The organism is Rhizobium sp. BK008 (assembly GCF_014197345.1).
Classification (GTDB): domain Bacteria; phylum Pseudomonadota; class Alphaproteobacteria; order Rhizobiales; family Rhizobiaceae; genus Rhizobium; species Rhizobium anhuiense.
On record NZ_JACIFK010000010.1, the window covers coordinates 225,042 to 252,033 of the forward strand.

Below are 26,992 nucleotides of genomic sequence, written 5' to 3' on the forward strand. Positions count from 1 at the left end.
GACGGGGTCGTCAGCCTTTTCTCGATGCCGTTCGTCCGATTTGCAGTATCAGGCGGGATCGCGGCGGCGGCCAACATTCTTTCACGGATCGCGCTGTCGACGATTATGGACTACACGCCGGCCATCGTGCTGGCATACCTGATCGGCATGTCGACAGCCTATGTGCTGATGAAGATATTCGTCTTCGAGAAGTCGGGGCGGCATGTCGGCCATGAATATATTCGGTTCGGCCTTGTCAATTTCGTGGCATTCGCGCAGGTCTGGCTTGTGAGCGTCGGACTTGTCCACTTCGTCGTTCCGCTTGTCGGGTTTAATTTCCATGCGGAAACAGTCGCTCACGTCATCGGCGTCCTGAGCCCGATAGCAACAAGTTACTTTCTCCATAAATACTTTACGTTCGGGAGCCATCGGTGATGTTGAAGACGTCTGCACCGGGAAAAACATGGTGGATCGCTGCAGTCGGTTTTCTGCTTCTGTTCGTCAGTCTTTATCTCAAGTTTCAGCCGCTCGCCCTTCATCCGGTGCGGTCAGGCCTTGACCCTTCGTGGCAGGCGGCTCTGGCTTACGGTGTCGAACATCACCTGTTGTTCGGCACAGATCTCGTCTTTACCGGTGGCCCTCTATCCAGCCTCTATACCCAGCAGTTCGAGCCCATAACCGCCTTCGCCGTGGCGATTATATCCCTTGGCATCGTCGCCTTCGTGGCTCTTGCGCTAGGCCTGCTTTTTTCCGCATCCGGCAACGTCCTCAGCATGATTTCAGGTTGGGTCCTGGTGTCTATCTGCATGATTTCCAAGGACACCCTGCTGCTGCTCGTGCCGCTTCTGGGCGCGCTATACGGGTTCGAGAATGACTCGAAACGGGGGCTGCCGGTAACGATTGCAGGCGCGTATCTATCGGGCATACTCGCGCTCGCCAAGTTTTCCACATTCCCGGTGTCCATACTGGCCATGCTGCTGCTTGACGTCGTGGCGGTGCGTCGCCGACGAGTTCCGCTGCATTTTCTGGTGATGGTGGCCGGGCTCTACACGGGCCTGTTTATCTCCGGCCAGCCTCTGGCGCAGTTGCCTGCGTTCCTGGTCGCGAGCCTGCAGGTTTCCGGGGGCTATTCCAGCGCAATGAGCCTGTCCGTCTTCGTGGCGGATCTTGCGATCTGGCTCGCAATCGCGGCGGTGTTCATCGTGGTCCTTCTTCGTGATGCCGCATCGCGGGCTGGCAGCATACCTTACGACATCCTCATCGCCCGACCTCTCGTCATTGCCGGCTTTCTTTTCATTGCCTTCAAGGCTGGGCTTGTTCGCCATGATCTCCATACGCTTATCTCCTGGAGCGCGTTGGCGATGGTGATTACGGCGGTCGGATTTTCAGCATCCTACGTAGGGACGCGATGGAAAAAGCTCCTGATCCCGATGGCCTGCGTCTGCATTATGCCGAGCTATGCCGCCCTTTATGTCGCCTATAAGATGTTGCCTTCAGAAAATATTCGGACACTGCCGCAACAGATATCCGAAGGCTTGGTTCGAGGACGCGAGTTTCTGTTTCAGCCAACCGTTTGGCTTGATAAGCTTAAAGGCGAGAATGCCGCCTCTCTGGCTGCCATTCGCCAAAAAACGCCGCTGCCGGCGTTGAACGGTTCCGTTGATATCATCCAGTCAGAGCAATCGGATGTCATCGGGAATGGCCTCGACTACCGTCCTCGTCCGACTGTGCAGGAATATACCTCCTACACGCCAGAACTGATTGAGCGCGTTCGAGCCTTTTATGACGGCCCTGAAGCACCGGAATACCTGATCATGGCCCCAGGCTCGATCGACGGGCGGCATCCGGCTTCCGCCGAGGGAGCGCTGTGGCCGCTATTTTTTGCCAGATATGAGCCTTTTATCGAAACCGATCGGCAGATCATATTGCGGAAGCGTCCGACCGCGGTATCGGGCGTGAAAAAGCAGGATATCGAAGTTCAGACGGAACTCGGCCAGGACGTTCAGCTGCCGAAAACAGACAACCCGATCATGATCGCAGTCGACATGCGGCCGACCCTTCTCGGGCGCCTGGCGGAGCTGATCTACCGACCGCCGATGTCTGAGATATCCGTCAATTATTCCGATGGATCGACCGGCGTCTACCGGCTGATACCCGGGATGGCAGGCGATGGTTTTCTTGTTTCACCGCTGGTTGTCGACCCTGTCGCATACTTGAAGGTTTCTTCCGGGCACTCGGATTACCCGGATCTCAGGCACGCGCAGTCGGTCAAAATCAAGTCGGGGGTCCGGCATGGTCTTTTCTATCAATCGGCGATTACGGTGACTTTTACCGAGCTCGACAAGGATGTCCTCAGAAAGGCTTCCGGCGGACCGATCATCGAAAACGCCCTGCTGCGCGATGAAAAAATTCTCCCGCTTTTACGCGCGAATGCGCTGAATGGGGCGACTGTTTCTCGGGTGCCCGAGGGACTGCTGGCCCATGCGCCGGCTGTACTGCGTCTACCGGTGACGCCCTCATCAAAGCTATCGCTCTCGTTCGGCATACGGCCTGGCGGCTGGCAAGATGGCGGTCACACGGATGGCGTATGTTTCTTCGCCAGAAATGGAAAACAGGCCCTAGCACAAAGATGTCTCGATCCAGCCGCTGTAGAGGCGGATCGCGGCGAGCAGACAGAGAGTTTCGCCGTACCGGCTGATGTTCACGAGATCACGCTTGAAACCGAGTGCAAGGCCGGATGTGCCTGGGATTGGAGTTACTGGAGCTCAGTCGCTGAAGAATAGGGTAGTCGATGATGCAAGATCCGGGCGCGCAAGATCGGGATTTCATCTGTGAAATGACGCAGAAAATTCTCTTTCGTGCTGACGCGTCCGCTGACATCGGAGCAGGCCACGTGATGCGGTGCCTGACCTTGGCGAACACTCTGAAGGCCCACGGCTACCGCTGCGTTTTTGCCGCGAGGTTCATGCTCGAAAGCCTTGGAAGGCTGATTGAGGATGCCGGGCATATCCTGGTCAGGTTGGATGGCGGCTCTGAAAATGTTACCGATGGCGAACCTGTCTTGTCTCACGCCGGCTGGCTGGGCGTCGCTCAGGAAACCGATGCAGATCAATGCCTGCTGCTGAGCAGAAGCGGGCAATGGTCCTGGATCGTCGTCGACCATTACGCAATCGATTTCCGGTGGGAAAAAAGGCTTCGCCCGTTCTGCGATCGCCTGATGGTGATCGATGATCTCGGCGATCGCGTCCACGACTGCGACTTGTTGTTGGATCAAAACCTCGGAACCGGTGAGCAGAAGTATGCCGGCAAAGTACCTGCCAATTGCAGACTTCTGTTGGGTCCGGGCTATGCGCTGCTGCGTCCGGAATTTGCTGAGTTACGACACTACAGCCTGGCCCGCCGGAGAACGCCGCAACTGCAGCAGCTTCTTATCACCATGGGCGGAGTGGACAGGAACAACGTGACATCGGACATTCTGGAGGCGTTGAAGAGATCTCCGCTATCTCCATCGTGCCAGATTACGGTCGTTATGAGTTCTCAATCGCAATGGCTGAGAGGTGTGCGCAATTTGGCGCGGTCGATGCCCTGGCCGGCAAAGGTCCGTGTTGACGTGACCGATATGGCGCTGCTGATGGCAGATAGCGATCTCGCGATAGGCGCCGCCGGCGGCAGCGCGTGGGAGCGCTGCTGTCTCGGCTTGCCCAGCCTCACTGTCATACTGGCGGATAATCAAAGGCAAAGCGCTCACGCGCTTTCATCGCGAAAGGCTGTTATCGCGCTGGATCCGAACGGTCCCGAATCCCTTGCCGAAAGCTTGCCGAAAGCCCTATCGGCTCTCATCGGCGATGGCCTCGAGGCAATGGTGGAGCGCGTCTTTGCGGTAGGAATTGATGGTTTGGGGGCAGTGAAGGTGGCGTCCGAGATGGCAGGCGTGCCGCCTGCCAGGTAATCCGCCGTCCCTGATCGGGATGATCGACAGCCTTATGCGGTAACGGCTTCCCGCAACGCCACGATGACCTGCTCCTGCTGCGCATCAGTCATCGTTGGGTACATCGGAAGGGTTATGGCCTCTGAATAATAGGATTCAGCCTCCGGGTAGGTGTTACGTTGAAAGCCCAAACGTTGATAATACGGCTGCAGATGCACCGGGATATAATGGAGGTTGACATTGATGCCTTGCTTCAGCATCGCATCGAAAATGTCCTTGTGACTCTTCCCGATCTCTCCCGATTTGACACGAATGACGTAAAGATGCAGCGCGGAGTATCCGTCAGGATGCTGCCAGGGCGTGATCACAGGCAAGTCGCTGAACGCGTCGTCATAACGTCTCGCCAATTGATGGCGCTTGGAGACGTAGCTGTCCAGACGATCCATCTGGCTTAATCCCAGCGCGCCCTGCAACTCGGTCATGCGGTAATTATAGCCGAGATCTATCTGCTGATAGTACCATGGCCCGTCCGGCTGTTGCGTCATCCTGTCGGGTTCGCGGGTGATGCCGTGGCTACGCAGCAGGCGCATCTTGTGGGCGAGTTCGGGGTCGTTGGTAACGGCCATTCCGCCCTCTGCCGAGGTGATGATTTTCACGGGATGAAAGCTGAATATCGTAATGTCGCTATAGCGGCAGTTGCCGATAGGCTCGTTGAGATAGCGACCTCCAATCGCATGCGATGCGTCCTCGATAACAGCAAAGCCAAAACGAAGCGCCAAAGCATGGATCGCCGCAAGGTCACAGGGCTGCCCGGTCAGATGGACTGCGACGACCACCTTCGGCAGCCGTCCCGCCCGCTCTGCTTCCAACAATTTTTGCTCGAGCGCTGCCGGCGAAAGATTGTAGCTGTCCTTGTCGATATCGACGAAGTCGACATCAGCGCCACAGTAGAGAGCGCAATTGGCGGATGCCACGAAGGTGATCGGGCTTGTCCAAAGCAAGTCACCGGGACCAAGTCCGAGAGCGAGGCAGGCAATGTGGAGCGCCGAGGTCGCGCTGTTCACCGCAACAGCATGGAGTGCACCGCAATAGGATGCGACGGCCTGCTCGAAACGAGGCACGACAGGGCCTTGCGTCAGAAAGTCAGATCTCAGAACGGCGACGACTGCGTCGATATCCGCATCGTTGATATCCTGTCTGCCATAGGGAATGGAGGAACTCATATCATTCCGATCTTGAGACGATTTTCTTCGATCCAGGTCTGGAGAGATGCAACGCTCAGCCATTCCTTATTGTTGTCGCTGGTATAGCTGAAGCCTTCCGCGACTTTCACCCCGTCCTTTATGCGCTCGGCACTGGTGCCCCAATTATTGATGGCCGGCAGTATCTTGAAATGATCGTTATATTCGTAGGTGTAGAAGGAGTCTTCTTCGCCAATCATCTGCTCATGAAGTTTCTCGCCTGGGCGGATACCGACAATTTCGATCTGAGCTTCCGGTGCAACGGCGGCGGCGAGATCCACCATCTTCATGGAAGGGATTTTTTTGACGTAGATCTCGCCGCCTTCCATGTCGTCGAAAGCGTGCCAGACCAGTTCCACACCTTGTTCAAGCGTGATCATGAACCGGGTCATGCGCCAGTCGGTGATGGGCAGCACACCCTTGTCTTTGATGGAGAGGAAAAACGGAATGACCGAGCCGCGCGATCCCATGACGTTTCCATAGCGAACCACCGCAAAGCGTGTGCGATTGCCGCCCGAATATGAGTTGCCCGCGACAAAAAGCTTGTCGGAAGCGAGTTTGGTTGCTCCGTACAGGTTGATCGGGCTGCTGGCTTTATCGGTCGAGAGTGCAACGACGCGTTTTACTCCGCGGTCTATGCAGGCGTCGATGACGTTCATGGCGCCGTTGATGTTGGTCTTGATGCACTCAAAGGGATTGTATTCCGCTGTCGGCACTATCTTCGTTGCCGCGGCATGAACGACGTAATCGACCCCGTCGAGCGCCCTGTACAGACGCTCTCGGTCTCTCACATCACCAATGAAGAAGCGTACTCGCTTGTCGGCACTGTATTTCTTGGCCATTTCCCACTGCTTCATTTCATCGCGTGAATACACGATGATGCGGCGCGGGTTATAACGTTCAAGTGTCATTGGAAGAAATGCATGGCCGAATGACCCGGTGCCGCCGGTGATGAGGATCGATTGACCTGTCAGCATAATTCACGTTCTCTTCAACATCATTAATCGTAAATCTTCTAACGACGCGTTCTCGGCCAAGCAAGGGTTTGCGACGTCGATACAGTCCGACTTGAGTGCCGATGAAGCTGCCAGTCCAGGCAAACAGGCGTTGATCGTTTGCTCACCGCAAATCACCTGCGGAGCTATCGTCGGCCTATGAATTCGTCCTCGGAAAATTTTGGCTGGGGAACCTGGAAAGTAATCCAACTTTCAGTAAGCCCATGATGCAAAACAACCTATTGCAAACAAACAGCTTATTTTCTAGGACTGTTCCGGTTAGGTGTTCCGGAATAGTGCTACGGATGGGCGGATTTGGCAAGGGTTACATATCTCGAACGGCGAAACGCTACCTACTACGCGAGGCTGGATGTTCCGCTCGATCTCGTCGGGCATTACAGAACCACGACGCGCAAGAAGTCTCTGCGCACCAAGGATGAGAACGAAGCGAAGAAGCGCCTCTGGCCTGTGATAGAAGGTTGGCGCGCTGAATTCGAGGAGGTTCGTGCGCGCCGAGAAATTACCTCGGACGACAAGGCGATCGCCGTCTGGCAGCATTACGAGGCTACGATTGACGGCTATGATCGCAAGCAGCGGTCCATGCCGACACCGGAGCAGATGGACGCCGAATTGCAGCACATCTATCGCCAGATCGACATGGGGGAGATCACGTCCGAGAATTTTTTCGGCATGATCAACGCCTACACCGACTATGAACTCATGCTTCGCGCACGCACCGATGACGCAAACCTCCGTGCGCGCCGTCTCAACGCACTGAAGAGCGCGCTTTCGGCCGGCGATGCGAAGTTGATCGAGCCTGCAGTAATGAAGTTCGTTGCCCAGCATCGGCTGCTTGTCGATACGGGGGCTGATGAATACCGCGAACTCTGCACCTTAATGACACGAGCGGAGATAGAGGGGCTGCAGCGCACCCTGGAGCGTGACACAGGAGATTTCTCAGGTGCTCCGAAAGATCCGATCGTCAAGCCTGCGAACGGTAGAGCTCGCGAAGCTGCAGCGCCAGGCGAGACCATCATGGAGCTGTTCGAAAGCTACTCCCGCGAGAACCCGAACCAGATCAAGCCCGACACACTTGCGCAGGCTCGCCGAGACGTGGGTCTGTTTGTCGAGTCTGTTGGCAGCACCTTCCCAGTGCATCGGATAGACAAGAAGGCCGTCCGCGAGTGGAAGGCGTTATTGCTTCAATTTCCTGTCAAGGCAGTCGAGACGAAAGCGTTCGAAGGGATGACGATCACCCAAATCGTCAAGCACAACGAGACTGTGAGAAAGCCGACAATCAGCACGGCGACCGTCAATCGCTATCTCTCCGGCTTCAGCGCATTTTGCACCTGGTTGGCGAACCATGGCTATATCACGGCGAACCCTGCGGCCGACATGTTTCTGAAGAAATCTAAGGAGAAGACCACGAAGCCGTTCACGGTTGCGGAAATGAATGCCCTGTTCAAGTCGCCGCTCTTCACCGGATGCCAGAACGATGAGTCGCCACGGTTCTGGAGCAAGCCAGGAAACGTCCTCATTCGCGATCACCGCTATTGGGTGCCGCTCGTGATGCTGTATTCCGGTGCGCGTCCTGCTGAGATTGCGCAGCTCGGTGTTGACGACGTGCGTGAAGATCGCGGCCACTGGATCATGCACATCACGACCGAAGGGGACGGCGACAAGTCTGTGAAGACTGCCGGCTCGATGCGCGTGGTGCCGGTGCATCCGGAATTGGTGAAGCTGGGTTTCCTCGGCTACCACGCCAGGACAAAGGAGAAGGGTGGCCAGCGCCTCTTCCCGTTGGCCGAGCGTAATGATCGCGGTCAGATGATCGCAGATTTCAGCCGAGACTTCCCGCGGTATTTAACAAAGATCGGCTTGAAGGACGGTCGCGGTCTGTCGCTCTACAGCTTCCGGCATGGTGCGGCCGACGCGCTGCGTCGTGCCGGCTTCCTCGATGAGCAGTTTGGCTTCATTCTGGGCCATACGTCCGGCACGATGACGCAACGCTATGGCACTTTGCCACAGGGTATGCTTGAAGACCGCGTGACGCTCGTGAACTCGATTGCCTATCCGGGATTGATGATCGATCACTTGAGGGTGGCAGATGCGTCGGAGGCGGCGGCATAGCCTAAGCTTTCGGCTGGCCGCCATCGGCCCCCTGGTCCAGGAGATAGCCGCGGCGCCAGTTGGGAGCCGCGTCGATCGCTGCTTGATAGCGCCACCGCTGTTTCGTGCGAGGTTCAACCCAGGCGACGGACTTCCGTTTGCCCTGGTCAAGAGCTTGCTTGATAGCCTGCTGCATCTCTGTTGTTGGTTTCGCCGGGACGACACGAAGGCCGCTTGTCTCGATCTGCTCCAGCATGAAGCGCGTCACCAGGGATGCTTCTTCAGCTTCGATATTGAAGCCTCGATCAGATAGGGCAGTTTTAAGAGCTTTTTTGAGGATACGCCATGTATCGATATCAGCCTGGGATGGAGCTGCGTTTTGATCTTCACGGGTCTTGTGTGTCATGAAATGCCGAGCTCATTACTCTGCTCAACTCGCTGGCTGTGCTAGCGAGCCTTCTTCTTTTTCTTCTTCTGCTTATCGCGTCTTTTATCGCCCAATTCCTCCTCACTTGGTTCTTGCTGTGCAAAGACGTGGGTGACGATAGCTTCCCAGATGTAATCCACCGTCCCCCTTGGAAAATACTGCTGCAGACTGAAGTAGACGAGCTCACCGTGGTCGATGCCAAGAGCTTCCGCTGTTGGATTCGCAAATTCTATCGGGAAGTAATGTCTACCAGTCACGAAGCTCACGATCTTTGTGTCCGAAACTCCTAATCGCATGGCGAGTTCGCGATGCGACAACTGTGATTTTGTCAGATGCGTCTGTATCATTTGGCCGATTTGTAGTGCTGCATGAGGATTTCTATAGGAGGGCATCACGGCATCTCAATGATATATTACGTGTTATTACGATGTGTGCGATGATTCGGCAATTCCTGTCCAGTAAGAATTAATAGTAAGTAATTATTTACTTAAAAGTTACATCGAAATCCTAGAATATAAATGTGAATCTCCGTTTTATATTTGCTATATTTCAGTTCGAGAGAAGCAATATGCGAGACACATAAAATGAAATCAGAGCGCAATTCGGAAGTCGCGAAGTTCATTCAGGCGCACCTGGAAAATTCCCCCTATTCCGTGGAGGAAATCACTCTCCTCCTTGGTTTTCGCAGTCCTGACATGGTCGAAGGATTTCTTAGTGGGGATCGAAAGGTTCCGCTGGATAAGGTGCTGCCATTGGCCGACGCACTTCGGTGCAATAAGCGGCAGTTGTTCGAGTCAGTTCTCAGGAGTTGGTTTGATACTGAGTTCCTTGACACGATCAAGGAAGTGTTCGCCGGCGGCTCTTCTTCATCTACTGAGCAGGAATGGATTGGATTCCTGCGCGAACTCTACGGTGAGAACATTCCGGAGCTAACGCCGGCATCGCGCCGTCGCCTTCGACTGTTTGCAAGGGTGCCCAGCTAACAGCATGGCGAGTATTCTTTCAGGCGCTGGTTCACCTTGGGTCCGGTGGGTATGGACAATAAAAGTCGGCCGGGGTGGGGGTTAGGCAGCCGGTTGGCGAAGGGACCGCGCCTCTAATGCCCAAAGCCTCACGCAGACGAACATGAGGGCGAAACCGAGGCCGAACAAGATGAAGATTCCTCCACTAGGCGCGTTAGTAATCTCTTGGATTATCACTCCTGGTATTCCTCCTCCGATCAGGAAGCTCGAAAGCACGCCGGAAATCCAAAGAGTAATAGTCCTGAGCATCGGTCGATGATTCCCCATTTGATTGTCGGGAGATGTAGCTCAAAGCATCCAACTGCGGAAGGGCAGTGTGTAGCTAGAAAGCTGAGCAGCTGGCTGAGGAGGATATAGCGCAGGAGATGCCGCGGGTCGGGTCAGGAGGAGACCAGCTTCCAGCTGATAAGTAAGCAGTCCGACTGCCTGATAATACCCGTTGCAGACTCAATGTTGGTGCCTCCGAAGCCATTCTTGGCGCGGAAATTCATCGTGATAAAATGCAGCCCTTGCTCATTGACCGGCCCAATCTTGGTTTCGGCATGTTCGAAACTGCTTGGATCTCGTAGCGACTCCTTCACGGCATCGACGAGATGGCGATTTGAACCATCCCAGGCAGAAAGACAGTGGAAGCCTTTCCGCTTATCGTCGGCCTTCTTGTTGCTCTCCGCGAGAGCTTCCTGTTTGGCTCGCTCTTGCGCCGCCGGGTTCTTGCTCTCGATGAATTTTCCCAGGCCCCAAAATCCGCCCGTGAGAGCAAGCAACACGACGATGATCCTACGAGCCTCACTCTTCTTTGGCGCTTGGGGTGTCCGCACATTTGGTCGTTCGAGCGGAACGGCCGGCGACAGTAACTTTCGCGCGTCCTCAAACTGCTCAACGGTGAGTTCGCCTCGCGCCTTCATAGCGGCGAGTTCTGCTAAGGATTTCGAATTGTCGCTCATTGCCCGCCCCAGAATACTCCCGGAGTAGAAGCACGAAGATCTTCAAGTGTTAAGGGAGATTGTTGGCGCAGCAGCGTTATGCACACCTGACTAGATAGCTGGGCAGTTGGCTGAGGAGGATAGGATCACCGAGGAATTCCTGCCTGGTATAAAAGTGGAGAGTCGTGGCGACATGCCAGGAGAAGGAGCTGAGTCCCAACATTGCAGGCGTGATATGGTTAGATAGCTACGTGGCTAGGTGTGTGATGTTATGTTCGCGGAAGATGTGCCGGCGAGGCGTCCTCGAGGCGTAATCTATCTCGATCCAATTCCTCGTAACCGTAACAGTCATCGAGCACGACGTAGCACCAAAACCATTCTTTAGCCGAGAAGTCCGGAAAAAGCTTCACATAAGCTTCGCCGTCCAATCCGATCAGAAAGTTATCACAAAGGATGATCGTCTCAGCTGGCAGCGTGCCCGCGGTTTCCGAAGATCGTGCAGCTTTTTTATATTTCGTCGTCTCTCGCCGAAGCTTGAGAGCGCGGGGTTCGCCGTAGGGGTTGCTTCGGCTATTGTCCTTATGGGCTTGAATCTTCTGGAGAACGTTTACCGCCCGGTCCAAGCAGTATTTCGCATTCTCCAGCTCGAGATCTGGGTCAAAGGAATTAATGGTTTCGAAGACGAAATCTTGCTCATTCTCCTTCCTGTAAACGGCAGGCGTGAGGCGGCGAATATTCCAGAAGTCCTGCGTATTTATGCCCCACTCCATAAGGTCGACGCGCAGCTTCTCGTGATTGAATTGTATGAAGTCGAAAGGCTCTTGCACGTGTTCTTCAATGAATTGAGGTGTCCTAGTGTGCCAGGGTGCGCTCCTACCTCGGCTGCTCAAGAGGAGGGACCAATTGTTTCGGTCGACATTTGGATCGGCGTAGGGCCCGATGTCATACTCGGCTTCAATTGCCACGAAAATCGCTTTTCGAATGCAAAGCAGCGCACTGAATCCCTCTCGTTTGGCAATGTGATCGGCAGCAGCACTGATGAAGGATCGAATCTCATCATCTTTGAGTTGTCCGCCCGCGAATACTTCGGATAAGGCAACATTGAACACTGAATCCATGATGACCGCCGTTGCGAACTGCGCGGCAGCGACGAAGTTCTTAACCGTCTCGTGTTCAGCAAGCTGGCCGTGGTGTTTCACGGTCACCCGTCCTTTGTTCATCGCCTTGATCGTGCCAGTCTTGGGCACAGCTACGCCAGTCGCCCTCAGGTCGGCAATCAGTTGATCGAATGATGCGTTTTCAAGATTCTTAATTTCATCGAGCCCCAACTCAACGAGAGCTGCCCGCAGGACAAGCTCGAGCGCGTCTTGCAAAATCACTAGCGCAGCGGACGAAGAATATTTGTTGTCTGCATACATCAGGACATCGACTTGGTCGAAGAGCGCGCGCGCTACGACGAGACTTTGGAACGCCTCACTTTTCATCGGTCGACTTTCTGTAGAATCACCACCCGAATTTTAGCAAATGGATGCCCTGTTTGTGAGGGGCGGGGAAGGCCAGAAGTTGAGGGCATGGGAGGTTACGATTACCGGAGCGTCGCCAGTGTGGAAGGCATCCCGATTCACAAGCTTGCCGCCACCTAGGACTTCGATAGGATCGGCGTAGGGGCTACGCAATGCCCGACGACAGGAGGCTAGGCGGCACCAGAGTTATGCCAACACAAAGACCGCGCGCTCCGGTTCATCATCCGATGGAAGCACGCACAATATAGATCAGCAGGCAGCGCGCTCGGTTCGAGCTTAAATCAACGATGCATGCAAGCCTTGCATCCTTGCTCCGGGAGCGAACAGCACTGCGACGAGCTGAAACGTGCGGAAATGTTTTCAGCGCTGGCCACAAGGATTTCCCTAGGAGCAAGCTGCAAGTTCGAAGACAGCAATCGCGGCAACCGAAAGATCTGTGCGGGCAACGCTGCGAGGCGCGACTGCCAAGTAGCTCAATGCAACCGAAGCGCGTCGACAGACCTTTACATCCAGACACAAAAAGCGGAATTTCGGCAAATCTGTCAAGTTATGGGAAACTTAGCGTCAAGGTCGGCGGTCATTTCCGCAACGATTTCGCAATTGGCGTCAAGGTGGACGGCAACCCTAGATTGGTATTTGTAAACGTTGTGGGCCGCTTACCTTTACACAGGCAAGGTAGGGACGCCAAAAATGTAAAGGTGCGCCGGCGCCGCTGTTCTTTTCAGAGGCGGTTGTCAGTGAAAACACGCATGGAAAGTTGCGGCAGCGAGGATCACATGAGCACTCAGTGGTGGCGCTAGCTCGAAGGTGACCTAGCCCCAATTTTATCCAGTTTTGAGTTCGCTCCGGCGATTTTTGGTTTCATTGGGGCGGCAGCGGCGGGTCGCGGTGCGGAGCCATTTCGGCTGCGCAGCACCACATTACGTCACCGGTTGATAGTCTGAGCAAACTCGGCCGGCGTCGGCCAGCCGAGCCCGGGATGCAGGTGATCGTTTAATCGCTGCGCCAATTTGAAAGCGCTGAACGAGCGTGGGCCAGTGACGAGAAGAGCGTTTTATTCAATAGCTCATCTCGTAGCTGCCCATTAAAGCTTTCGATGAAGGCGTTCTGGGTCGGCTTCGCGAAGGCCATGGGTTGGCTCATCAGATGCGCGACAGCAGTCCGCTGGGCTAGGGGGCGGTGGGTTTTGGCCTTGCCTGACGTTTACGTTTTAGGCTGGCAGAATACCTGTTTCGATGGCCTGCCCGGGATCAGACCTGACGTTGCCGTTTGAATGGTTGCATGTAAATGTGTGAATGCAGACCTAAAGCTAGATTGGCTCAATGTTCTCGCGGAGCCAGAATATGAGCCGCCTGGTCTGTGCCACATCAACCATCATCAGCTCCACGATTTCGGCGACGGTAGTCTGAGGCACCTTTTCAATCTTCAGGTGATAGCCGTTGTTCCGGATGAACAGTCGGCCGGCTGCCCAGGCGGTTCTTTTGTTCCCTTGCTCGAAGGCGTGTGCCTTGCCAACGGCGAGGACGAGTTGGGCGGCAAGGGCAGGAACTTCATCAACGTCATGGTAGTGGAAGTAATTGACAGGGCGGTTGAGCGCACCTTCGAGAGCGCCATGGTCTCGGACAAGATGGGTCTCCCCGGTCGCTTGCACGATGACCTGGTTGAGCATGATCGCCTCGTCAACGGTAACCCACAGAGGCTCAACGCTCACTTGGCAAGGTGATCAATTATGATCTTGTCGGTGATCAGTAGCTCGGCCGCAAATTCACGCGGATCGACTCTTTGCGCAACGGGCCGAGCGAGCTTAGGCTCGGTCGTTCGCGCAGAGGAGGGTTTAGACGTGGCTCTGGTCGTCGTGGTTATAGAAGCGCTACCAGCCAATTTGTATGATCCACCGCCCTTGGCAGGGTCGGACTCGCGTTTGACCGCGCTGCGGCCTTCCTTGGAGATGGCTTTCCCATAACGCCCATCGTCATTCCGAAAGCCGGAAATCTTGCCTGGGCCTCTTTGATTAATGCTCTTCTTAGTCATTTGTCTGCTCCGCGGTAGCCGGAATATAGGTCAGTTCGCATCGCATTGCTAGCGATCGGGTGTCGCCCTAATCACTGTCATGCTTTAGCTATATGGCTCGTTAGCTGCTTAGCTAGATAGGGTTTTACGCTGAAAGCGGGGCTGGCGATAATAAGCTGATAATACTATATTTAGAGTTTGACCGATCGCCCTCTGGGTGTATCAATTGTCATCGTGGTGCCGACGAATTTTTGTTTTCAGTCGGAGCATCACATTGAAGAACTACCTGAAATTTCAGAAGGGAAGGATGCAGGGCGAGGCGGAAGGACGCTTCCAGGCATGCCTGCTGACCGTGATCATCATCATGTATCGGCTAATACCGTTCATCGTGGTGCCGATCGGTGCGGCGTCCTATTACCACGGCAGCGGTGCGGGATTCAGTGCTTGGTGAGGCCGATGTGGATTATGGCGAGCGTCGCGTGCATGTTCTCGTCCTCTGTGGAGAGATGCGCGTAGGCGAGCTCCTGGAAGGCCGTGATAGCTTCGACCTTGTTCCAGCCAGATATGACGGCGAGATGGACCATGTGCTGGAAGGTGTCTTCCAGGGCGGCCTGACAATCGAGATCGCGGTCGACGTAGGGTGTGATCTGCCTGGGCTTTCGGATCATTACCCGTTCCTCTTCCGTTCCGGGAGCGTTAGACCTACCGTAAGTGTGAAATCTTGTCGAGAGTGGCGTGATTTCACACGGATTTTCACTTTCCACAAACTCCACAGGCGCATCCACAACATGTTGTGGTGAGCATTCATTGCGGGAAACGAGATTGACCGCCCGCCTGAAAGGTGAGTAGGTTGCCATCGTGGTGCCGACGAATCTGTCTGTCGGAGCACCAAATTGAAGAAATTTCTGAAATTCGAGTTCACCAAATGGGCCATGCGCGGCGAGGCGTCGGGGCGGCTTGAGACGTGGCTTCTGTTTATCATGTTCATGGCTGCACGCCTGGCGCCGTGGATTGTAACCATCAGCCTAGGGCTGCATTATACGCAGACATCAGAGCTCCTCTGGCGAGCGTAGCCCCCTTGAAGTTGGCGTAGCTTGTTGTCAGTGGTCCAGTCCGCGGTATTGGATCTCCGCGTAGAGCGTGGGTTTGGTGAAGACCAGGTTCTTCCGGGTGGTGACGATTGGGATGACAGGTTTGGCGACCTTCAGCCTGTCCAGCGCTGGTTTGAGCTCGCGGAGATCTCGCTCCTTGAAGCCGGTGCCGATCGATCCGGTGTAGACGAGGCTGCTTTTGATCTCCTGCGCGAGCAGAAGGCGCTTCAACAGGCCAAACGTGCTCGAGGGCTCGTAGGCGCTGGCTCTTACCGCAGTGCTGTCAGGCGAAAAGACGCACTCACAAAAAAAGTCACGCCATCCGTGAACGCGCCATCAGCCCCGCAAAGCTGGCGCTTTCGGTGATGTCGCTATCCGCGACCAGCGCGTAACCCCAGGGCTTGCCGCCCGTCTCCTTGGCAAGATCGCTGGCATATTGCACCCACTTCACTGCAGCCCGAGCTTTTTCCAGCACGACCTCGTCGCCCATTTCCCTATCGGATTTGACTTCGACGATAAGCTTCTCGCTGATCGTCTCGACGACGAAGTCAGGCTCATATGCCTTGCCTGCGCGGTATTCGATTTGAAATTGACCACTGGCCGGCTTGAGCCAGCGAAGAACGTCGACTTCGGCCGCATTGTCTACCATTGCCGCGAAGCGGCGCTCAGCATCAGAATCGAATTTGTGCTGCTGGTAAGGGCTCTTTTTCGTGCCATAGAAAATGTAGCCGGGTGTGTCGGAGAGTGGTTTCGCCGGCTGGGTAATCGGCAACCTTTTCGCGATCGAGGATATGCCAAACGCCTGTGGTCGCAGCATACGGAACGAGCGCACCATCTTGGCGCGATAGTCCGCCGGCGTCTCCCTATAATGTGCCTTCATTTGTTCGAAGATGATCTGCGCCAACGTGGGGCCGTGTGCAAGCGCCACGTTCTCCACGTCCTCTTCCGTTTCAAGGTAGTTACGCAGATGGGTGATCATTTGGCCGGCGAGCTTGAAAAGCAGGTCAGCCTGGGAATCGTAGTCCACCTGGTCTATGTCGATCAGGTGCCTGACGAGGTAGTTCCCGATTTGCCCTTCCTTCGGGCCTGCTACCGAACGCGCCAGATCCCGCTGCGTATCGTCACGCAGGTGGCGGATTCGGATCTTGTCGGAAATCGGCTGATAGCGGATGTGTTCGTAGCCCGTGAGGTCGAAGTCCTCGAACCAGAAGTTCACCTCGCGGCTGGGCAGCACGACAATTTCGGGTATCTCGATCGTATGTTCGGCGATGCTCGCTGCAACGACGCCGACAATTTTCTCGATGTCGCGCTTTTCAACAATCCCTTCCAGCGTTCCCTGGGTTTGGGCTTGTTGCTGGATGCGCCTGATATCCGCGACGATCTCAGCCTGCACCTCTGGACGGGTGAGATCCTTGACGCCGCCTTGCAGCGCTCGCTCATACTTCTGCGTCACGAGGTCGATCGCGGCTACCGCGATCTTTTGGTCTTCCGGATGATCAAAGACGAAAGCCGTGCCATCGTCCTCCATGCCGTCGTTCCGCTTGCCAGTGAGCATTGACTCGAAGCCAGTCGCCACCTCAACGACGCGCGATCCTAGATCGGAAACGTCGCCATGTTCACCAATGGTGATGGTCTTGATCTGAACGAGGCTGTCGGCTTCCTTTGCCTTCTTGATCACTTCATCGAAGCGGTCATGCGCGATAACGGTCAGCGTATCCACGAAGGCATTGCCCGTCCGCTCGCCATAGGGCAGGCGCAGGCCGCGGCCGAGCGTCTGTTCGGTGAGGATGTCGGAGGCCGAAGCCCGCAGCGGCACGATCGTGTAGAGATTGGTGACGTCCCAGCCCTCTTTGAGCTTGTTGACGTGGACGACAATCTCGGTGTTGTCGTCGCTTTCCAGTTTCACCAGGCGCGCAACGGCTTCATCGCTCTCTTCTCCCTTGAGATTGGAATGCACCTCGATGACGCGGCCCTTGTATGCTCCTTTCATAAACTGGTCGTCCTCGATCCTGTCTTTGATCGCCTTGGCGTGCGCGGTGTCCTGAGCGACAACAAGGATGAAGGGATTTACCCGCTTGCGGCCTGTCTGGCGGGCATAGAGGTCGAGCTGGGTCTTCACCTCTTCGTGGTAGTGAATGCCGTCTTCGAGCATGATCCGTTCGAGCGTGTTTTGGTCATAGTCCTGCGGACGGAAATCGACACGCGTCGCGACGGCAGGCTCTTTCACATAGCCATCGGCCATCGCATTGCCCAAGCCGTAGCTGAATATGACGTTGCTGAACGACTTAGACTTCGCACCGACGGAACGCGGTGTCGCCGTCAGTTCCAATCCGAGGATTGGTTTCAGCTCGCTGATGGCCCGCAGGCCGGCGCTGGCGCGGTAACGGTGAGCCTCGTCCATCAGCATGACCAGGTCGGGAAGCTCGGCAAGATAGTCGAAATAGGACTGACCAATATACTCCCGCATGGTGCGGATGCGGCCTTTGTCCTTGTTGATCTTGTCGACGTTGAAGATGTTGATAATCGCCTCGCCACCGAACAGATCCGAGCCGCGCACACCGCGTCCCTCTTGCCAGGTGTCGCCGGTAACGATGACGGGCGGCAACTGCGCGAACTCGGCGATGCCGCGAAAGACATATTTCGGCGAGGACTGCCGTGAGAAGTCCGCTACTAGTTTGTCGTAAATCGTGGTGTTGGGCGCCAGCACGAAGAAATTCTTCGAGCGGCCGGTGAGATAGAGATAGCTGATGAACGCGCCCATTAGCCGGGTTTTGCCGACGCCGGTGGCAAGCGCGAAACAGACCGATGGAAAGTCGCGCTCAAAATCCCCTACGCTGGGCCAGACCGAACTGATGGCCGATAATGTTGCAACGATATCCTCATTTTTACCCAGTGGAGCGGTGTCGAGCAATTTCGCTAGGATATGGAGCGCTTCTTCCTGGGGCTTGCGGAGCGAAAGGCGTTGGGCGATCTGGCGCAGAATACGTTCAGGGCTGTTCATTGGTCATCTTCCGCGGCGCCGGGAATGTCGAAAAGGGAAAGTTCGGCATCCGCCGACGACTTGGACTTACGACCACGCTTGACGGGCACAGACGATGGCTCATCAGCCTCTTCGTCATTATCCTGGTCGACGAGAGGTAGGTTAACGATGTTGAGGGAATAGTCGTCGCGCCCCCATTCGCATTTGGTCAGAATGGAGGAGGGGATCTTGACGAGCGTTAGATTGTCGAACTTGTCCGGATCGGCGTTGAAGGCCTTGCAGCAGACCAGCAGCGAGCGCTCCGGCCCGACATCCTCCGAAATCTTTCGGCACGCGTCGTGCGTCAGTTGTTGCGTGGTGACGTAGATGAAATCCTTCTCGGTGGAGTAGCCATGGCTCCAGTATTCGTCCGCGTGCTGACTGGGCGCGTAGGTGAAGCCTACATGCTTACACATGGCTTCGGCCAGCATTGCCGGCCGGTAGTCCTTGCTGATCACCCAGTTACCGTATCTGTCCTGTTCGAGCAGCGAAGGCGCGAGGTCGAAATAGCGGAAACCGCCGCCACCCTTCCAGCCGACCGCCTCGGTCACGCCGCCATTGTCAGCGTCATCGATGACCTTCTTTATGCGCGGCAGGACGTGAGTGTCACAATGGTCGCCGAGCTCTACCATGATCCAGCGACGTCCCATCTTATGGGCTACCGCGCCGGTTGTGCCCGAACCGGCAAATGAGTCGAGCACAAGATCTCCTGGGTTCGTGGCGATGTGAATAATATTTGCCAGAAGCCGTTCCGGCTTTGGCGTTCCGAAAGCTTCCCTGTCAGGAAACAGTTCGAGCATCTCCTTCTTTGCCGAGTCGTTGTCTCCAAAATCTGACGAAGGCCACCAAGTCATTGGCACTAGGCCATCTTCATCCCCCATAAAGAGCTTTATTCGGGGTCGACCGTCACCTCCCTTGGGAAAGTAAACCCGGTTTTCGGACAAGAACTTATCAAATACAGGCTGGGTCGCCCCCCAACAGCGCCCCTTCGGAGGATCCAACTCTACGCCGGTCGGAGTTGTGATCTTATACATCTGATTCGCGCGGTAGCCTTGAGCGCTAAAGGGGATCGATCTCCAGGGACCGCGAGGGTCATTATCTGGGTTTGAAAAACCTGCTTCAGTTGCTGCAAGTTTGTTTCTGTTGCTTTTCCATTCTTGCGCTGGCTTACGCGCATAAATCAGGACATGGTCGTGGGATGAGCCGATTGCGGCTCTGTTTTCGCGTGATGCTCGCTTCTGCCAAACTAGGTTCGCTATGAAGTTCCGGCGGCCAAAGACTTCATCGCAGAGCACTTTTAGGTAGTGAGCCTCGTTGTCATCGATTGTTATCCATATTGAGCCATCCTCGTGCAGCAGGTCCTTGAGCAATTCAAGCCGATCACGCATCAGGGAGAGCCAAATCGAATGCTCCAGCCCGTCATCGTAGTGCTCGAAAGCGCTACCAGTGTTGTAAGGCGGGTCGATGAAGACACACTTCACCTGTCCGCGAATCCCGGGGTCGCTCTCCAGCGCCTTAAGTGCCAGCAAGTTGTCGCCGTGGATCAGCATGTTGTCGAAGATGTCTGCCTCGGAGCGACGCACACTTGCATGATAGCTTTTAGTGGGATCCTCAATGAGTATGCGCGGCTCCAGCTTCGGGCGCTCGTCCTTGCCGATCCAGGTGAGTTCCAGCTTGGTCTTCTTCGACATCAGTCTTCCGTTCTCAGTCACATAGTCCAGGGAGCCAGCGCGAATCCCTTTATGGTTTGAGTATTCTGTCTATCCTCACCGGGCGCTCGAAGGAACCTAGCCAGACCGTAAACTCATCCCCGACCTGCTTGCCGAGGAGGGCACGCGCCCGTTCCTGTTTACGCGACAGTTCGAACCCATTGGCAGAGATGAGACCTGGCGCGACCAGGCAATGATAGAAACGTTGCCGTTGCTCCTCGAAATAGCGAAGAACCATAGTGTCTCCCGGCTCTACTACGGCCTTCTCAGGAGGTGCAGTGTTGGCAAGCTGCACCACGGGTCGACCTTCGCGGGCAATGGATTCTATTGCTGCAGTTCGCCGGCCTGGGGCCTGCTCAAGCGCAACCTCATCGCCCACTTCCTTGCCCAGCATTTGCTGAGCACGCGGGTCGTTAACGGACAAAACTCCGCGGGACGGATCGTTCTCCGACTGTCCGATGGTGTAGCGAATGAACTTGCCGAGGCCACCATCGGTGAAGCGCAAGAGCACTGTGTCCCCGACGACGACGCCGAGGCTTGTTACGTTCGTTAGATGGGCTAACAATGGTGTGTCTATAAGACCCTGAGCCACCGGCGCTTCGACCAGTAAAGTTTCAGCTGTTGTTGTGGCAGTCGTTTCTCTCTCAAGGTCCGCGTCGCGTTCCAAGGCCACCTGAAGCTCACGGACAAGCGCGCTGTTATCGAGTTCCTCCACCGCCGAAAGTGACGCTTCGGCCGCAGTTACTGCTGCCGGCGACATTTGCTCATTCCCGCCGCTCAAAGGCAAAGCGATGGTCTTTGGTGGGCGGAGCTTCGCTAACGGATCCTTCGATCCTGCTTTGGGGTGGCTTACTTCTTTTCGGCCTGGCGCTCTGGCGGTTGTCGCAGCTGCGCGACCGTGCCGTGCCTCCCACGCCCGCGACTTTGCCGCTAAATCGAAGAAGTCAGTTGTCTTGAAACTTTCTGCCCATTCCTCCCGGGAAACGGCAGGGCTGGTGCGCTTTTCCTGCTCTGCGGCTGCGATTCTGGCTGCAAGCTTACCGGCGGCGGTATCTTCGACAGCCCTGGCCAGTTCGTCGTAATAGTCGGCGAATTCTTTTCGTTTGCGTTCAAGCTGCTCTATTCGATGACGTCGGGCGCTATTTTCCGCCGAACGGATGTTTGGTTTGAAATCCGGCTGTTTCGGGAGACCATACCGCAACTCGAAGCCGGTATTCGCTACCGTTCGCAGCTTGGAATATCGGGTTTGCCAATAGACAGTATAAAGCGGCCGCAATCGACCGTGGTTCTGAAGCGACGCTAATACCTGAGTTTCGAACTCTTCAAGCTCAGTATGGAAGGCGGTCAATTGACTGCGATGCCATGCGTCGGCTGCAGACTGCTTGTTCTCGATTTCTTCGATCTTTTCGTCAATGACGCGGCAAATATCCGGACGATCCCGCTCTCGTCGACGCCGCGCATACAGATTTGAAAGAAAGTCCTCGACCTTCGCGTAGACCTCTTTCCTCCGCAATTCCAGGCGCGCAATTGACGACGCCGTTTGCTGTTCTCTGTCTTCGAGCGCGCGAAGGTGGGAAACATCGCAGCCGCCCAAGAAATCCCAATGGAGGGCATCTAACGCATCGCCAAGATCATCCGGCGACTCAGTCACAACCTCCATAGGCAGCGCGCACTGCATCGAAAACAGAGCTTCCGCGACCCACTTTCCGAGGACCTCTCCTTCGTCGTTGATGCAAGCGGCGACCACGGCGCGTGTATGATCGAAATCCGTCTCCATTTCGACCTCAGCGACGGCGAGCCAGCCCGATCGATTGCGAAGAGCCGGGACGACCCAGGCAGGACCTACGTGGCTGTCTAGAGAGAAATGCAGCTCGACCGGGTAAACGCCGAATTCAGACGAACGAAAGCCGGCCCAGCCTCGCATGGCTTACTCCACAGACCAGCGAATGGAGAAAAGGTGTTTCAGTTCGGGCTTGCGGTTCAGGCTTTCCGAAAACTCGTCGAGCATTTCGTTGATCTTTTTGCGAATGGCTTTCCGCCGCTCATGCTTGGAGAATTTCAGGTCGTCTATCTCGTCCTCGACCTTCTTGATCTTTCGGCCGAGTGACAGCTTCTCCTCCATCGATATATCTGGGGAGCGCCGGTCCTTGCGAAGCTGCCTGACCTCGTCGTCCAGCTCATCAATCTGGGCTTCGATTTCGACTTCCATGTCCTTAGAGTAGTTATCGAGGCGAGCTTCTTCCTCTTCAAGCCATTGGAAATTCTGTTTTTTAACAGCTTCTCCGAATTCCGCAAAAAGGGTTTCTTCGGTCTTCATCAGCGGCGCCGCGCCGCTGGGCATGGCAATCGAGCCATCGTCTCGCGCAGGCGCGGTGAGAAGCCGCTTAGCGGTGTCCACAGGAATGATCCGGCCATCGTTGGTGATGCAGGAGAGCAGCAGATCTTCACGAAGGTTGCCGCTTGTGTTGACCGACGCCTTCGATACGCGAAGCAGACCGCTGGTGCCTACCAACGCCTGGACATCTGCGAGCTGCCCGTCGAAGGGAAATAGGCGGGGCTTGAAGGTCAACGCTGACGCTTGTGCGGTGTGATCGCGTGATAGCGCCTTGTCGGCAGTCACCTTGGCTGCATTTTCGTCCGTCAGGCGGAAGAACTGCCAATCCTTCTCACCGGCGATCTGCCAGTGCGGCGTGAAAATCTCACCCTCGTGCCGGAAGGCGTGATCACCATCGATGTCGAACTCTGCCGATGGAAGCTCTGCGCGTGCCAGCAACAATAGGCGGCGGCTAAAATCATCCAGCGCCTGGGTAAGGCTATTCTTGCGGGTATTCAGTCGAGACACGACATCGGCGTCAAACTGCTCGAGAACCTTGGCTCTAGCGCTTGCTACCTCTGCCGAGATGGTGTCCTGCAGCTCAGCCTGCAAGGCGTCAAATGCCTCATTAATGTCTTCTGGCGTGCGGCATTCCTGGACGATGTCGAGGACTTTCTTCTCGAAATCGACACCACGCTCGATCGTGCCGAGAACCTCGTCGCTAGAGCCGAATACGCCCTCGAACAGTTTGAACTTGTTCTGAAGCAGCTGGTGAATACGAAACTCAGCCTGATTCTTGAGGTTGAGCATATTGACGACGGTCACATCGATCTTCTGACCATAGCGGTGGCAACGTCCGATACGCTGCTCAACTCGTTGCGGATTCCAAGGAAGATCGAAATTGATAAGCAGGGAGCAGAATTGCAGGTTGATACCTTCTGCACCGCTTTCCGTGGCGATAAGGATCGTTTTCTCGTCGCTCTTAAACGCATCGACGATCGCGGCCTTCATATCGGCCGTTCTGGAATTCGAAACTCGATCACTCCCAGCGTGTTGAGCTTTCCAATTTTTGTAAATCTCCTGGCTCGAAGGGTCGTTATTCGAACCGTTCATTAGAACGATTTGGCCCGCATAGCCGTTCGCTGACAAAAGTTCAGCAAGATATGTCTGCGTCCGGACGCTTTCCGTAAAGATGACAGCTTTTCGGGCGCCCTTCTTGGCAACGATACCGTCCAAAACCACCGGGAGCTGATCGATGAGTTTCTCACCTTTCGCATTCGCGCCGATCGAACGGGCGAGGCCAAGGAAACCTCGAAGCTCAACGAGTTCTGTGGCAAGTTTCAGCGGATCGATTGGGGTCTCGTCGTCATCAACGTCGGCGCCCTCATCCCCGCCGGCTTCTTCGACGATCTCCTCCATTGTATCGATGTCGTCTGTCATAGCCGTGTCGGCCGTCTGCATTTTCTCAAGGCGCGCAATCAGGGTCTCGAGATACCGCGTAACAGCAAAAGTAGATGAACCGAGAATTTTACGAATCTGCAGAATGACAAGCTGGTTCGCGCGATCACCATAAGAAACCGTATCCTTGCGTTGCAGGAAACTGGACACCGCATTGTAAAGCTTGACCTCGAGATCCGGCGGTTCGAAGTCAAATACAACCGCGTTTCGTTTGGTGAAGTTGATATGGCCCGCTTCCTGAACTTGCCGGCGAAGCGTGCGGTGGCAGATCGGTTTTAGACGATCTCTAAGGGCCTCGGTCGAAGCGGGCGTTGCGCCAGCGCCGGTGTAGAGCTTCTTAAAGGCCGCATCCCCGCCGAAGTGATTTTCATCGATGATGGACACGATGCCATAGAGTTCGAGCAGAGAGTTCTGCAGAGGCGTTGCGGTCAGCAATACCTTGAACGGGTCTTTGAGCGCGTCCCTTAGGTCCTTTGCGCGTTGAGATCCGTTCTTCTTGTAAACGTTGCGCAGTCGATGAGCTTCGTCGAATACGACAAGATCCCAGCGTGCCATTCGAAGGTCATCCTTCTTCATGGCTGCGAACTCGTAGGACGTGATTACGACACCTTTGACGGCCTGGAATGGCTGCTTGTGCCCAGCCTTCTTCAGCTCGCGATATCGACCCGCCTCCATTATTGTAGATGACAATCCGAACTTCTCGATCAGCTCTTGCTCCCACTGCTTGCGGAGTGATGCAGGAGCAATGAGAAGGATGCGGCGCTTTTGCTCAGCCCACTTTTGAGCCATGACTAGGCCGGCTTCGATCGTCTTGCCCAGCCCGACTTCGTCAGCAAGCAGGACACCTTTGCCGAAAGGCGACTTGAGGGCGAAAAGTGACGCTTCAACCTGGTGCGGGTTCATATCGACACGAGCGGCGCTGAGCGATCTCGTAAACGACTCTTCGTCTATGCTTTCCAGCATCAAGGAATGGGCAAAGAAGTGACCCTGGACGGGGGTATATTGGGCGGCAGCGGCTGACGTGGTCATATTACCCCTAGTGATTGATTCTTTTGCCTACATTGTGGGTTGCGGACCTGATATCGCAAGTGCAACCTTAAAAGTATCTACAGCAATTATCTGCTCTTAGCGGACAATGCTTTGATGCTGACACGTTTTAGCGCCACTTGATGATGCTCCCTGGACGCGCACTAACGTGCCGTTGCGCTGCACGTTGTCGAGACCATGATTGCACTCAAACGCATGACAGCGATCCGCGAACGCCGTCTCGCTACGTGGCCAACAGCCAAGGCCAGATGCTAGAAACGGCCGAAATCTCGAAGGTGGTTGTAGTCGGCAAACGCCGAGACGCGCAGAAGCTCAAGAGCGGCCCTATGGGGCCTACGGAGCGCGGCAACGGTCCAGGCCTCTCCCCGGCTCGTCTTGACGCCAATCCCGTTCAGAGCGCCGACGAGAGCCGGCACGGAAAGATCGTGCCAGTCGTTTGCCTTGATTGCCCTGGCGATCTCATCCACCTTCTCCTCGGCCCTACGCTTGTTTGAGCTTGCACCAAGCTTCTGAGCCTCAGGCAGGTTCGTGCGGTTTCCTAGCAGAGTGCCGGAAGCCTTCTTCTCACTAAGCGCGCGCCTCGTCCGCTCAGCAATCTTGTTACCCTCGAGCTCAGCTCGTGCAGCACGACTCGCGATAACAAGAGGATCCTTTGTTCTAGCTTCCGAAACTGAGACGACCATAACTTTCTTGTCCCGGATGATATGCTCAATAGTGTCCGTATGCCGTGAGAGCCGGTCAAGCCCATCAACCAGAAGGTCGAGATCATTCGCCCGCGCAAATTCCAGCGCCCTATTGAGACCGTCCCGGAGTTCTAGATTCTTCGCGCCGCGACCGCTGGCGACATCCTCGAACCACTCGATGATCTCGACGCCAGCTGCATCGGCGTAGGTGCGAATAGCCGCGCGTTGCGCTTCGAGACCAATGCCACGCTCGCCCTGCTTGTCGGTAGATACGCGGATGTAGGCGACTGCCTGCTTAGACGTGCGATAGGTGGTCATGTGTAATGTGGTGCTCGTGGATAGGGGATTGGACTAGGGCGGTAGATATAAGCAACACTATACGACCCCGTTTAGAGATGATCAAGAGCATGTTGGGTGAGCAACTCTAAATCTACCCGCGTGTGTATGGCCAGGAGATATGGACGCTCAGCTACTTAGCAGCCTGGGCTCGACCTCGAGACCTGCCGGTCGATCCCTAGGATCGCTGCCGTTCCTCATCCCCGCTGTATACAGCCCGCGCCCAGACGGGGATGGGCAGAATCTCTCCGAACTGGTCCAGCGTTGGGGTGATTTCTGCTGTCAGCTTGATTTATTAATGGCCCGTCGAGGCAACGCATAGGGTATGCGATCTTCAGAAGATCGTGGCGCATGAGCTGAACCCTAAACGATGATGTGGATGTCGGCAGGCGATTTGCATTCGGCCGCACTACCTCGAGGATTACTTCAAATTGAGGACAACCCTAACGCTTGCGAACCTCTGCGGTTGGAGTCAATTTTAAGTTTATCAGCCTGTCGGCATAAGCGCAGGCTGGTAAGCGCTTTTCAATCGAGAGAGGGGGATTTGTAATGGTCACTGTCAGGGCAATTCCGGCTCGTTTGCGGCGGTCTGCGGCTGTAGCGGCGCTGTGCGGAGGGCTTGTGTTATTCACTGCGGGCGTCTCGCACGCCGATGCCAAATCGGCCGCAGACAAATTGCTAAGCGAGGCGAGCTTTCAAACAAACTCGATGGTGTCGATGATGGTCGACAGTTGCCCAGGTGGCGACCACGGAAAAAATCCGAGCGGTTACGAGAAATTTGCGAAGCAAGGCAACGAGGTCATCAAGCAACTTGGCGATCTAAGAGTGGCTTTAGCCAAGGAGAAGGGCAAGCCGGGAAATTTCGAGCAGCAGATCGACGCAATCCTAGCGGGGCTGGATGGAATGGTCGCAACTCTAAAGCAAAATTGCCCCGGAGGCGCTCATGGCAAAGATCCCCCGAATTACGGCGCGCTTCTCGTGGCCAAGCAGAATGTGGTCTATAAGATGGATATCGTCGAAACCCTTTTCGAATGATGGATATGCCTGCCCGGTCCCAAAGAAAAAAAGGCGCCACTTGGGCGCCTCAGACTGCTGACAAACCCCTGGCACCGTCCAGGGGTTTATGATTCACTGGGACATGTTGAAGAAACCTGCCCCCACCCAGACCGCTCTTGAGA

The 26,992-nt window shown here is 55.5% G+C and carries 23 protein-coding genes and 1 pseudogene; 8 read left to right on the top strand and 16 right to left on the bottom strand.

Annotated features, from left to right (window positions below; translation table 11 throughout):
• Positions 1–24: 24 nt before the first annotated feature.
• The 3 genes from FHT69_RS30320 to pseG are packed head-to-tail and all read left to right on the top strand — an operon-like array spanning position 25 to position 3,928.
• The gene (locus tag FHT69_RS30320) at positions 25–414 is read left to right on the top strand and encodes a GtrA family protein (protein ID WP_047613713.1); all 390 of its coding nucleotides are present in this window, start codon (positions 25–27) and stop codon (positions 412–414) included.
• Positions 414–2,762 (top strand): hypothetical protein, encoded by a 2,349-nt coding sequence (locus FHT69_RS30325; RefSeq protein WP_183906360.1) that lies wholly within the window; start codon positions 414–416, stop codon positions 2,760–2,762. Before FHT69_RS30320 ends, FHT69_RS30325 begins: the two co-directional genes overlap by 1 nt.
• An 8-nt stretch (positions 2,763–2,770) precedes the next feature.
• Positions 2,771–3,928, top strand: a complete 1,158-nt coding sequence (pseG, locus tag FHT69_RS30330; RefSeq protein ID WP_183904206.1) for a UDP-2,4-diacetamido-2,4,6-trideoxy-beta-L-altropyranose hydrolase — start codon at positions 2,771–2,773, stop codon at positions 3,926–3,928.
• 32 nt (positions 3,929–3,960) lie between these two features.
• Here the strand turns inward: pseG and pseC are convergent, their stop codons facing one another.
• Both pseC and pseB read right to left on the bottom strand, forming a co-directional pair.
• Complete coding sequence (pseC, locus tag FHT69_RS30335; RefSeq protein ID WP_183904207.1) at positions 3,961–5,130, bottom strand: UDP-4-amino-4,6-dideoxy-N-acetyl-beta-L-altrosamine transaminase; 1,170 nt, start codon at positions 5,128–5,130, stop codon at positions 3,961–3,963.
• Positions 5,127–6,125 carry a UDP-N-acetylglucosamine 4,6-dehydratase (inverting) gene (gene pseB / locus FHT69_RS30340; protein WP_183904208.1) on the bottom strand — a complete coding sequence of 333 codons (999 nt, stop codon included), beginning with the start codon at positions 6,123–6,125 and terminating at the stop codon, positions 5,127–5,129. The genes pseC and pseB overlap by 4 nt, the downstream gene beginning before the upstream one ends.
• Positions 6,126–6,458: 333 nt before the next feature.
• Between pseB and FHT69_RS30345 the strand changes: the two genes are divergently transcribed.
• On the top strand, positions 6,459–8,273 hold the full coding sequence (locus FHT69_RS30345) for a site-specific integrase (protein ID WP_183906361.1): 1,815 nt from the start codon (positions 6,459–6,461) through the stop codon (positions 8,271–8,273).
• A gap of 1 nt (position 8,274) precedes the next feature.
• On the opposite strand, the gene FHT69_RS30350 is transcribed toward FHT69_RS30345, so the two are convergent.
• Entirely contained in the window at positions 8,275–8,658 is a 384-nt protein-coding gene (locus tag FHT69_RS30350) for a hypothetical protein (RefSeq protein ID WP_131718730.1), read from the bottom strand.
• Positions 8,659–8,699: 41 nt separating this feature from the next.
• Positions 8,700–9,071: a helix-turn-helix transcriptional regulator gene (locus FHT69_RS30355; RefSeq protein ID WP_183906362.1), complete on the bottom strand. Its 372-nt coding sequence runs from the start codon at positions 9,069–9,071 to the stop codon at positions 8,700–8,702.
• A 192-nt stretch (positions 9,072–9,263) separates the two neighbouring features.
• On the opposite strand from FHT69_RS30355, the gene FHT69_RS30360 reads away from it, so the two are divergent.
• The gene (locus tag FHT69_RS30360) at positions 9,264–9,662 is read left to right on the top strand and encodes a hypothetical protein (RefSeq protein ID WP_131718732.1); all 399 of its coding nucleotides are present in this window, start codon (positions 9,264–9,266) and stop codon (positions 9,660–9,662) included.
• A 419-nt stretch (positions 9,663–10,081) separates the two neighbouring features.
• Here the strand turns inward: FHT69_RS30360 and FHT69_RS30365 are convergent, their stop codons facing one another.
• From FHT69_RS30365 to FHT69_RS30385, 5 genes and pseudogenes are all read right to left on the bottom strand, one after another.
• Positions 10,082–10,645: a hypothetical protein gene (locus FHT69_RS30365; RefSeq protein WP_131718733.1), complete on the bottom strand. Its 564-nt coding sequence runs from the start codon at positions 10,643–10,645 to the stop codon at positions 10,082–10,084.
• Between the two features lie 248 nt (positions 10,646–10,893).
• Positions 10,894–12,108 carry a hypothetical protein gene (locus tag FHT69_RS30370; protein WP_183906363.1) on the bottom strand — a complete coding sequence of 405 codons (1,215 nt, stop codon included), beginning with the start codon at positions 12,106–12,108 and terminating at the stop codon, positions 10,894–10,896.
• An 863-nt stretch (positions 12,109–12,971) separates the two neighbouring features.
• Positions 12,972–13,266: pseudogene (locus tag FHT69_RS30375) on the bottom strand (integrase core domain-containing protein); the annotation flags it as partial.
• Between the two features lie 190 nt (positions 13,267–13,456).
• Positions 13,457–13,858 carry a type II toxin-antitoxin system death-on-curing family toxin gene (locus FHT69_RS30380; RefSeq protein WP_312865641.1) on the bottom strand — a complete coding sequence of 134 codons (402 nt, stop codon included), beginning with the start codon at positions 13,856–13,858 and terminating at the stop codon, positions 13,457–13,459.
• Positions 13,855–14,178, bottom strand: a complete 324-nt coding sequence (locus tag FHT69_RS30385; protein ID WP_183906365.1) for a hypothetical protein — start codon at positions 14,176–14,178, stop codon at positions 13,855–13,857. Before FHT69_RS30385 ends, FHT69_RS30380 begins: the two co-directional genes overlap by 4 nt.
• 253 nt (positions 14,179–14,431) lie before the next feature.
• On the opposite strand from FHT69_RS30385, the gene FHT69_RS30390 reads away from it, so the two are divergent.
• On the top strand, positions 14,432–14,608 hold the full coding sequence (locus tag FHT69_RS30390; protein WP_183906366.1) for a hypothetical protein: 177 nt from the start codon (positions 14,432–14,434) through the stop codon (positions 14,606–14,608).
• On the opposite strand, the gene FHT69_RS30395 is transcribed toward FHT69_RS30390, so the two are convergent.
• Positions 14,595–14,825: a hypothetical protein gene (locus tag FHT69_RS30395; RefSeq protein ID WP_183906367.1), complete on the bottom strand. Its 231-nt coding sequence runs from the start codon at positions 14,823–14,825 to the stop codon at positions 14,595–14,597. The two genes, FHT69_RS30390 and FHT69_RS30395, sit on opposite strands and share 14 nt — an antisense overlap.
• Positions 14,826–15,050: 225 nt before the next feature.
• On the opposite strand from FHT69_RS30395, the gene FHT69_RS30400 reads away from it, so the two are divergent.
• Positions 15,051–15,230: a hypothetical protein gene (locus FHT69_RS30400; protein WP_183906378.1), complete on the top strand. Its 180-nt coding sequence runs from the start codon at positions 15,051–15,053 to the stop codon at positions 15,228–15,230.
• Positions 15,231–15,257: 27 nt separating this feature from the next.
• On the opposite strand, the gene FHT69_RS30405 is transcribed toward FHT69_RS30400, so the two are convergent.
• The 6 genes from FHT69_RS30405 to FHT69_RS30430 all read right to left on the bottom strand — a co-directional run bounded on the left by FHT69_RS30405 (position 15,258) and on the right by FHT69_RS30430 (position 25,796).
• Positions 15,258–15,479 (bottom strand): hypothetical protein, encoded by a 222-nt coding sequence (locus tag FHT69_RS30405; protein ID WP_246780775.1) that lies wholly within the window; start codon positions 15,477–15,479, stop codon positions 15,258–15,260.
• Positions 15,480–15,561: 82 nt separating this feature from the next.
• Positions 15,562–18,249 (bottom strand): DEAD/DEAH box helicase family protein, encoded by a 2,688-nt coding sequence (locus FHT69_RS30410; RefSeq protein WP_183906368.1) that lies wholly within the window; start codon positions 18,247–18,249, stop codon positions 15,562–15,564.
• Positions 18,246–19,958, bottom strand: a complete 1,713-nt coding sequence (locus tag FHT69_RS30415; protein WP_183906369.1) for a site-specific DNA-methyltransferase — start codon at positions 19,956–19,958, stop codon at positions 18,246–18,248. The genes FHT69_RS30410 and FHT69_RS30415 overlap by 4 nt, the downstream gene beginning before the upstream one ends.
• A 49-nt stretch (positions 19,959–20,007) precedes the next feature.
• Positions 20,008–21,900: a GreA/GreB family elongation factor gene (locus FHT69_RS30420; protein WP_183906370.1), complete on the bottom strand. Its 1,893-nt coding sequence runs from the start codon at positions 21,898–21,900 to the stop codon at positions 20,008–20,010.
• A gap of 3 nt (positions 21,901–21,903) precedes the next feature.
• The gene (locus FHT69_RS30425; protein ID WP_183906371.1) at positions 21,904–24,777 is read right to left on the bottom strand and encodes an SNF2-related protein; all 2,874 of its coding nucleotides are present in this window, start codon (positions 24,775–24,777) and stop codon (positions 21,904–21,906) included.
• Between the two features lie 269 nt (positions 24,778–25,046).
• The gene (locus tag FHT69_RS30430) at positions 25,047–25,796 is read right to left on the bottom strand and encodes a recombinase family protein (RefSeq protein WP_183906372.1); all 750 of its coding nucleotides are present in this window, start codon (positions 25,794–25,796) and stop codon (positions 25,047–25,049) included.
• Positions 25,797–26,363: 567 nt separating this feature from the next.
• Between FHT69_RS30430 and FHT69_RS30435 the strand changes: the two genes are divergently transcribed.
• Positions 26,364–26,849: a hypothetical protein gene (locus tag FHT69_RS30435; protein ID WP_183906373.1), complete on the top strand. Its 486-nt coding sequence runs from the start codon at positions 26,364–26,366 to the stop codon at positions 26,847–26,849.
• Positions 26,850–26,992 lie beyond the last annotated feature (143 nt).

Coding starts and splice junctions, on each gene's coding strand:
- FHT69_RS30320 (WP_047613713.1), top strand. CDS start 25: ATGCCGTTCGTCCGATTTGCAGTATCAGGCGGGATCGCGGCGGCGGCC.
- FHT69_RS30325 (WP_183906360.1), top strand. CDS start 414: ATGTTGAAGACGTCTGCACCGGGAAAAACATGGTGGATCGCTGCAGTC.
- pseG (WP_183904206.1), top strand. CDS start 2,771: ATGATGCAAGATCCGGGCGCGCAAGATCGGGATTTCATCTGTGAAATG.
- pseC (WP_183904207.1), bottom strand. CDS start 5,130: ATGAGTTCCTCCATTCCCTATGGCAGACAGGATATCAACGATGCGGAT.
- pseB (WP_183904208.1), bottom strand. CDS start 6,125: ATGCTGACAGGTCAATCGATCCTCATCACCGGCGGCACCGGGTCATTC.
- FHT69_RS30350 (WP_131718730.1), bottom strand. CDS start 8,658: ATGACACACAAGACCCGTGAAGATCAAAACGCAGCTCCATCCCAGGCT.
- FHT69_RS30355 (WP_183906362.1), bottom strand. CDS start 9,071: ATGCCCTCCTATAGAAATCCTCATGCAGCACTACAAATCGGCCAAATG.
- FHT69_RS30360 (WP_131718732.1), top strand. CDS start 9,264: ATGAAATCAGAGCGCAATTCGGAAGTCGCGAAGTTCATTCAGGCGCAC.
- FHT69_RS30365 (WP_131718733.1), bottom strand. CDS start 10,645: ATGAGCGACAATTCGAAATCCTTAGCAGAACTCGCCGCTATGAAGGCG.
- FHT69_RS30370 (WP_183906363.1), bottom strand. CDS start 12,108: ATGAAAAGTGAGGCGTTCCAAAGTCTCGTCGTAGCGCGCGCGCTCTTC.
- FHT69_RS30385 (WP_183906365.1), bottom strand. CDS start 14,178: ATGACTAAGAAGAGCATTAATCAAAGAGGCCCAGGCAAGATTTCCGGC.
- FHT69_RS30395 (WP_183906367.1), bottom strand. CDS start 14,825: ATGATCCGAAAGCCCAGGCAGATCACACCCTACGTCGACCGCGATCTC.
- FHT69_RS30410 (WP_183906368.1), bottom strand. CDS start 18,249: ATGAACAGCCCTGAACGTATTCTGCGCCAGATCGCCCAACGCCTTTCG.
- FHT69_RS30415 (WP_183906369.1), bottom strand. CDS start 19,958: ATGTCGAAGAAGACCAAGCTGGAACTCACCTGGATCGGCAAGGACGAG.
- FHT69_RS30420 (WP_183906370.1), bottom strand. CDS start 21,900: ATGCGAGGCTGGGCCGGCTTTCGTTCGTCTGAATTCGGCGTTTACCCG.
- FHT69_RS30425 (WP_183906371.1), bottom strand. CDS start 24,777: ATGACCACGTCAGCCGCTGCCGCCCAATATACCCCCGTCCAGGGTCAC.
- FHT69_RS30430 (WP_183906372.1), bottom strand. CDS start 25,796: ATGACCACCTATCGCACGTCTAAGCAGGCAGTCGCCTACATCCGCGTA.
- FHT69_RS30435 (WP_183906373.1), top strand. CDS start 26,364: ATGGTCACTGTCAGGGCAATTCCGGCTCGTTTGCGGCGGTCTGCGGCT.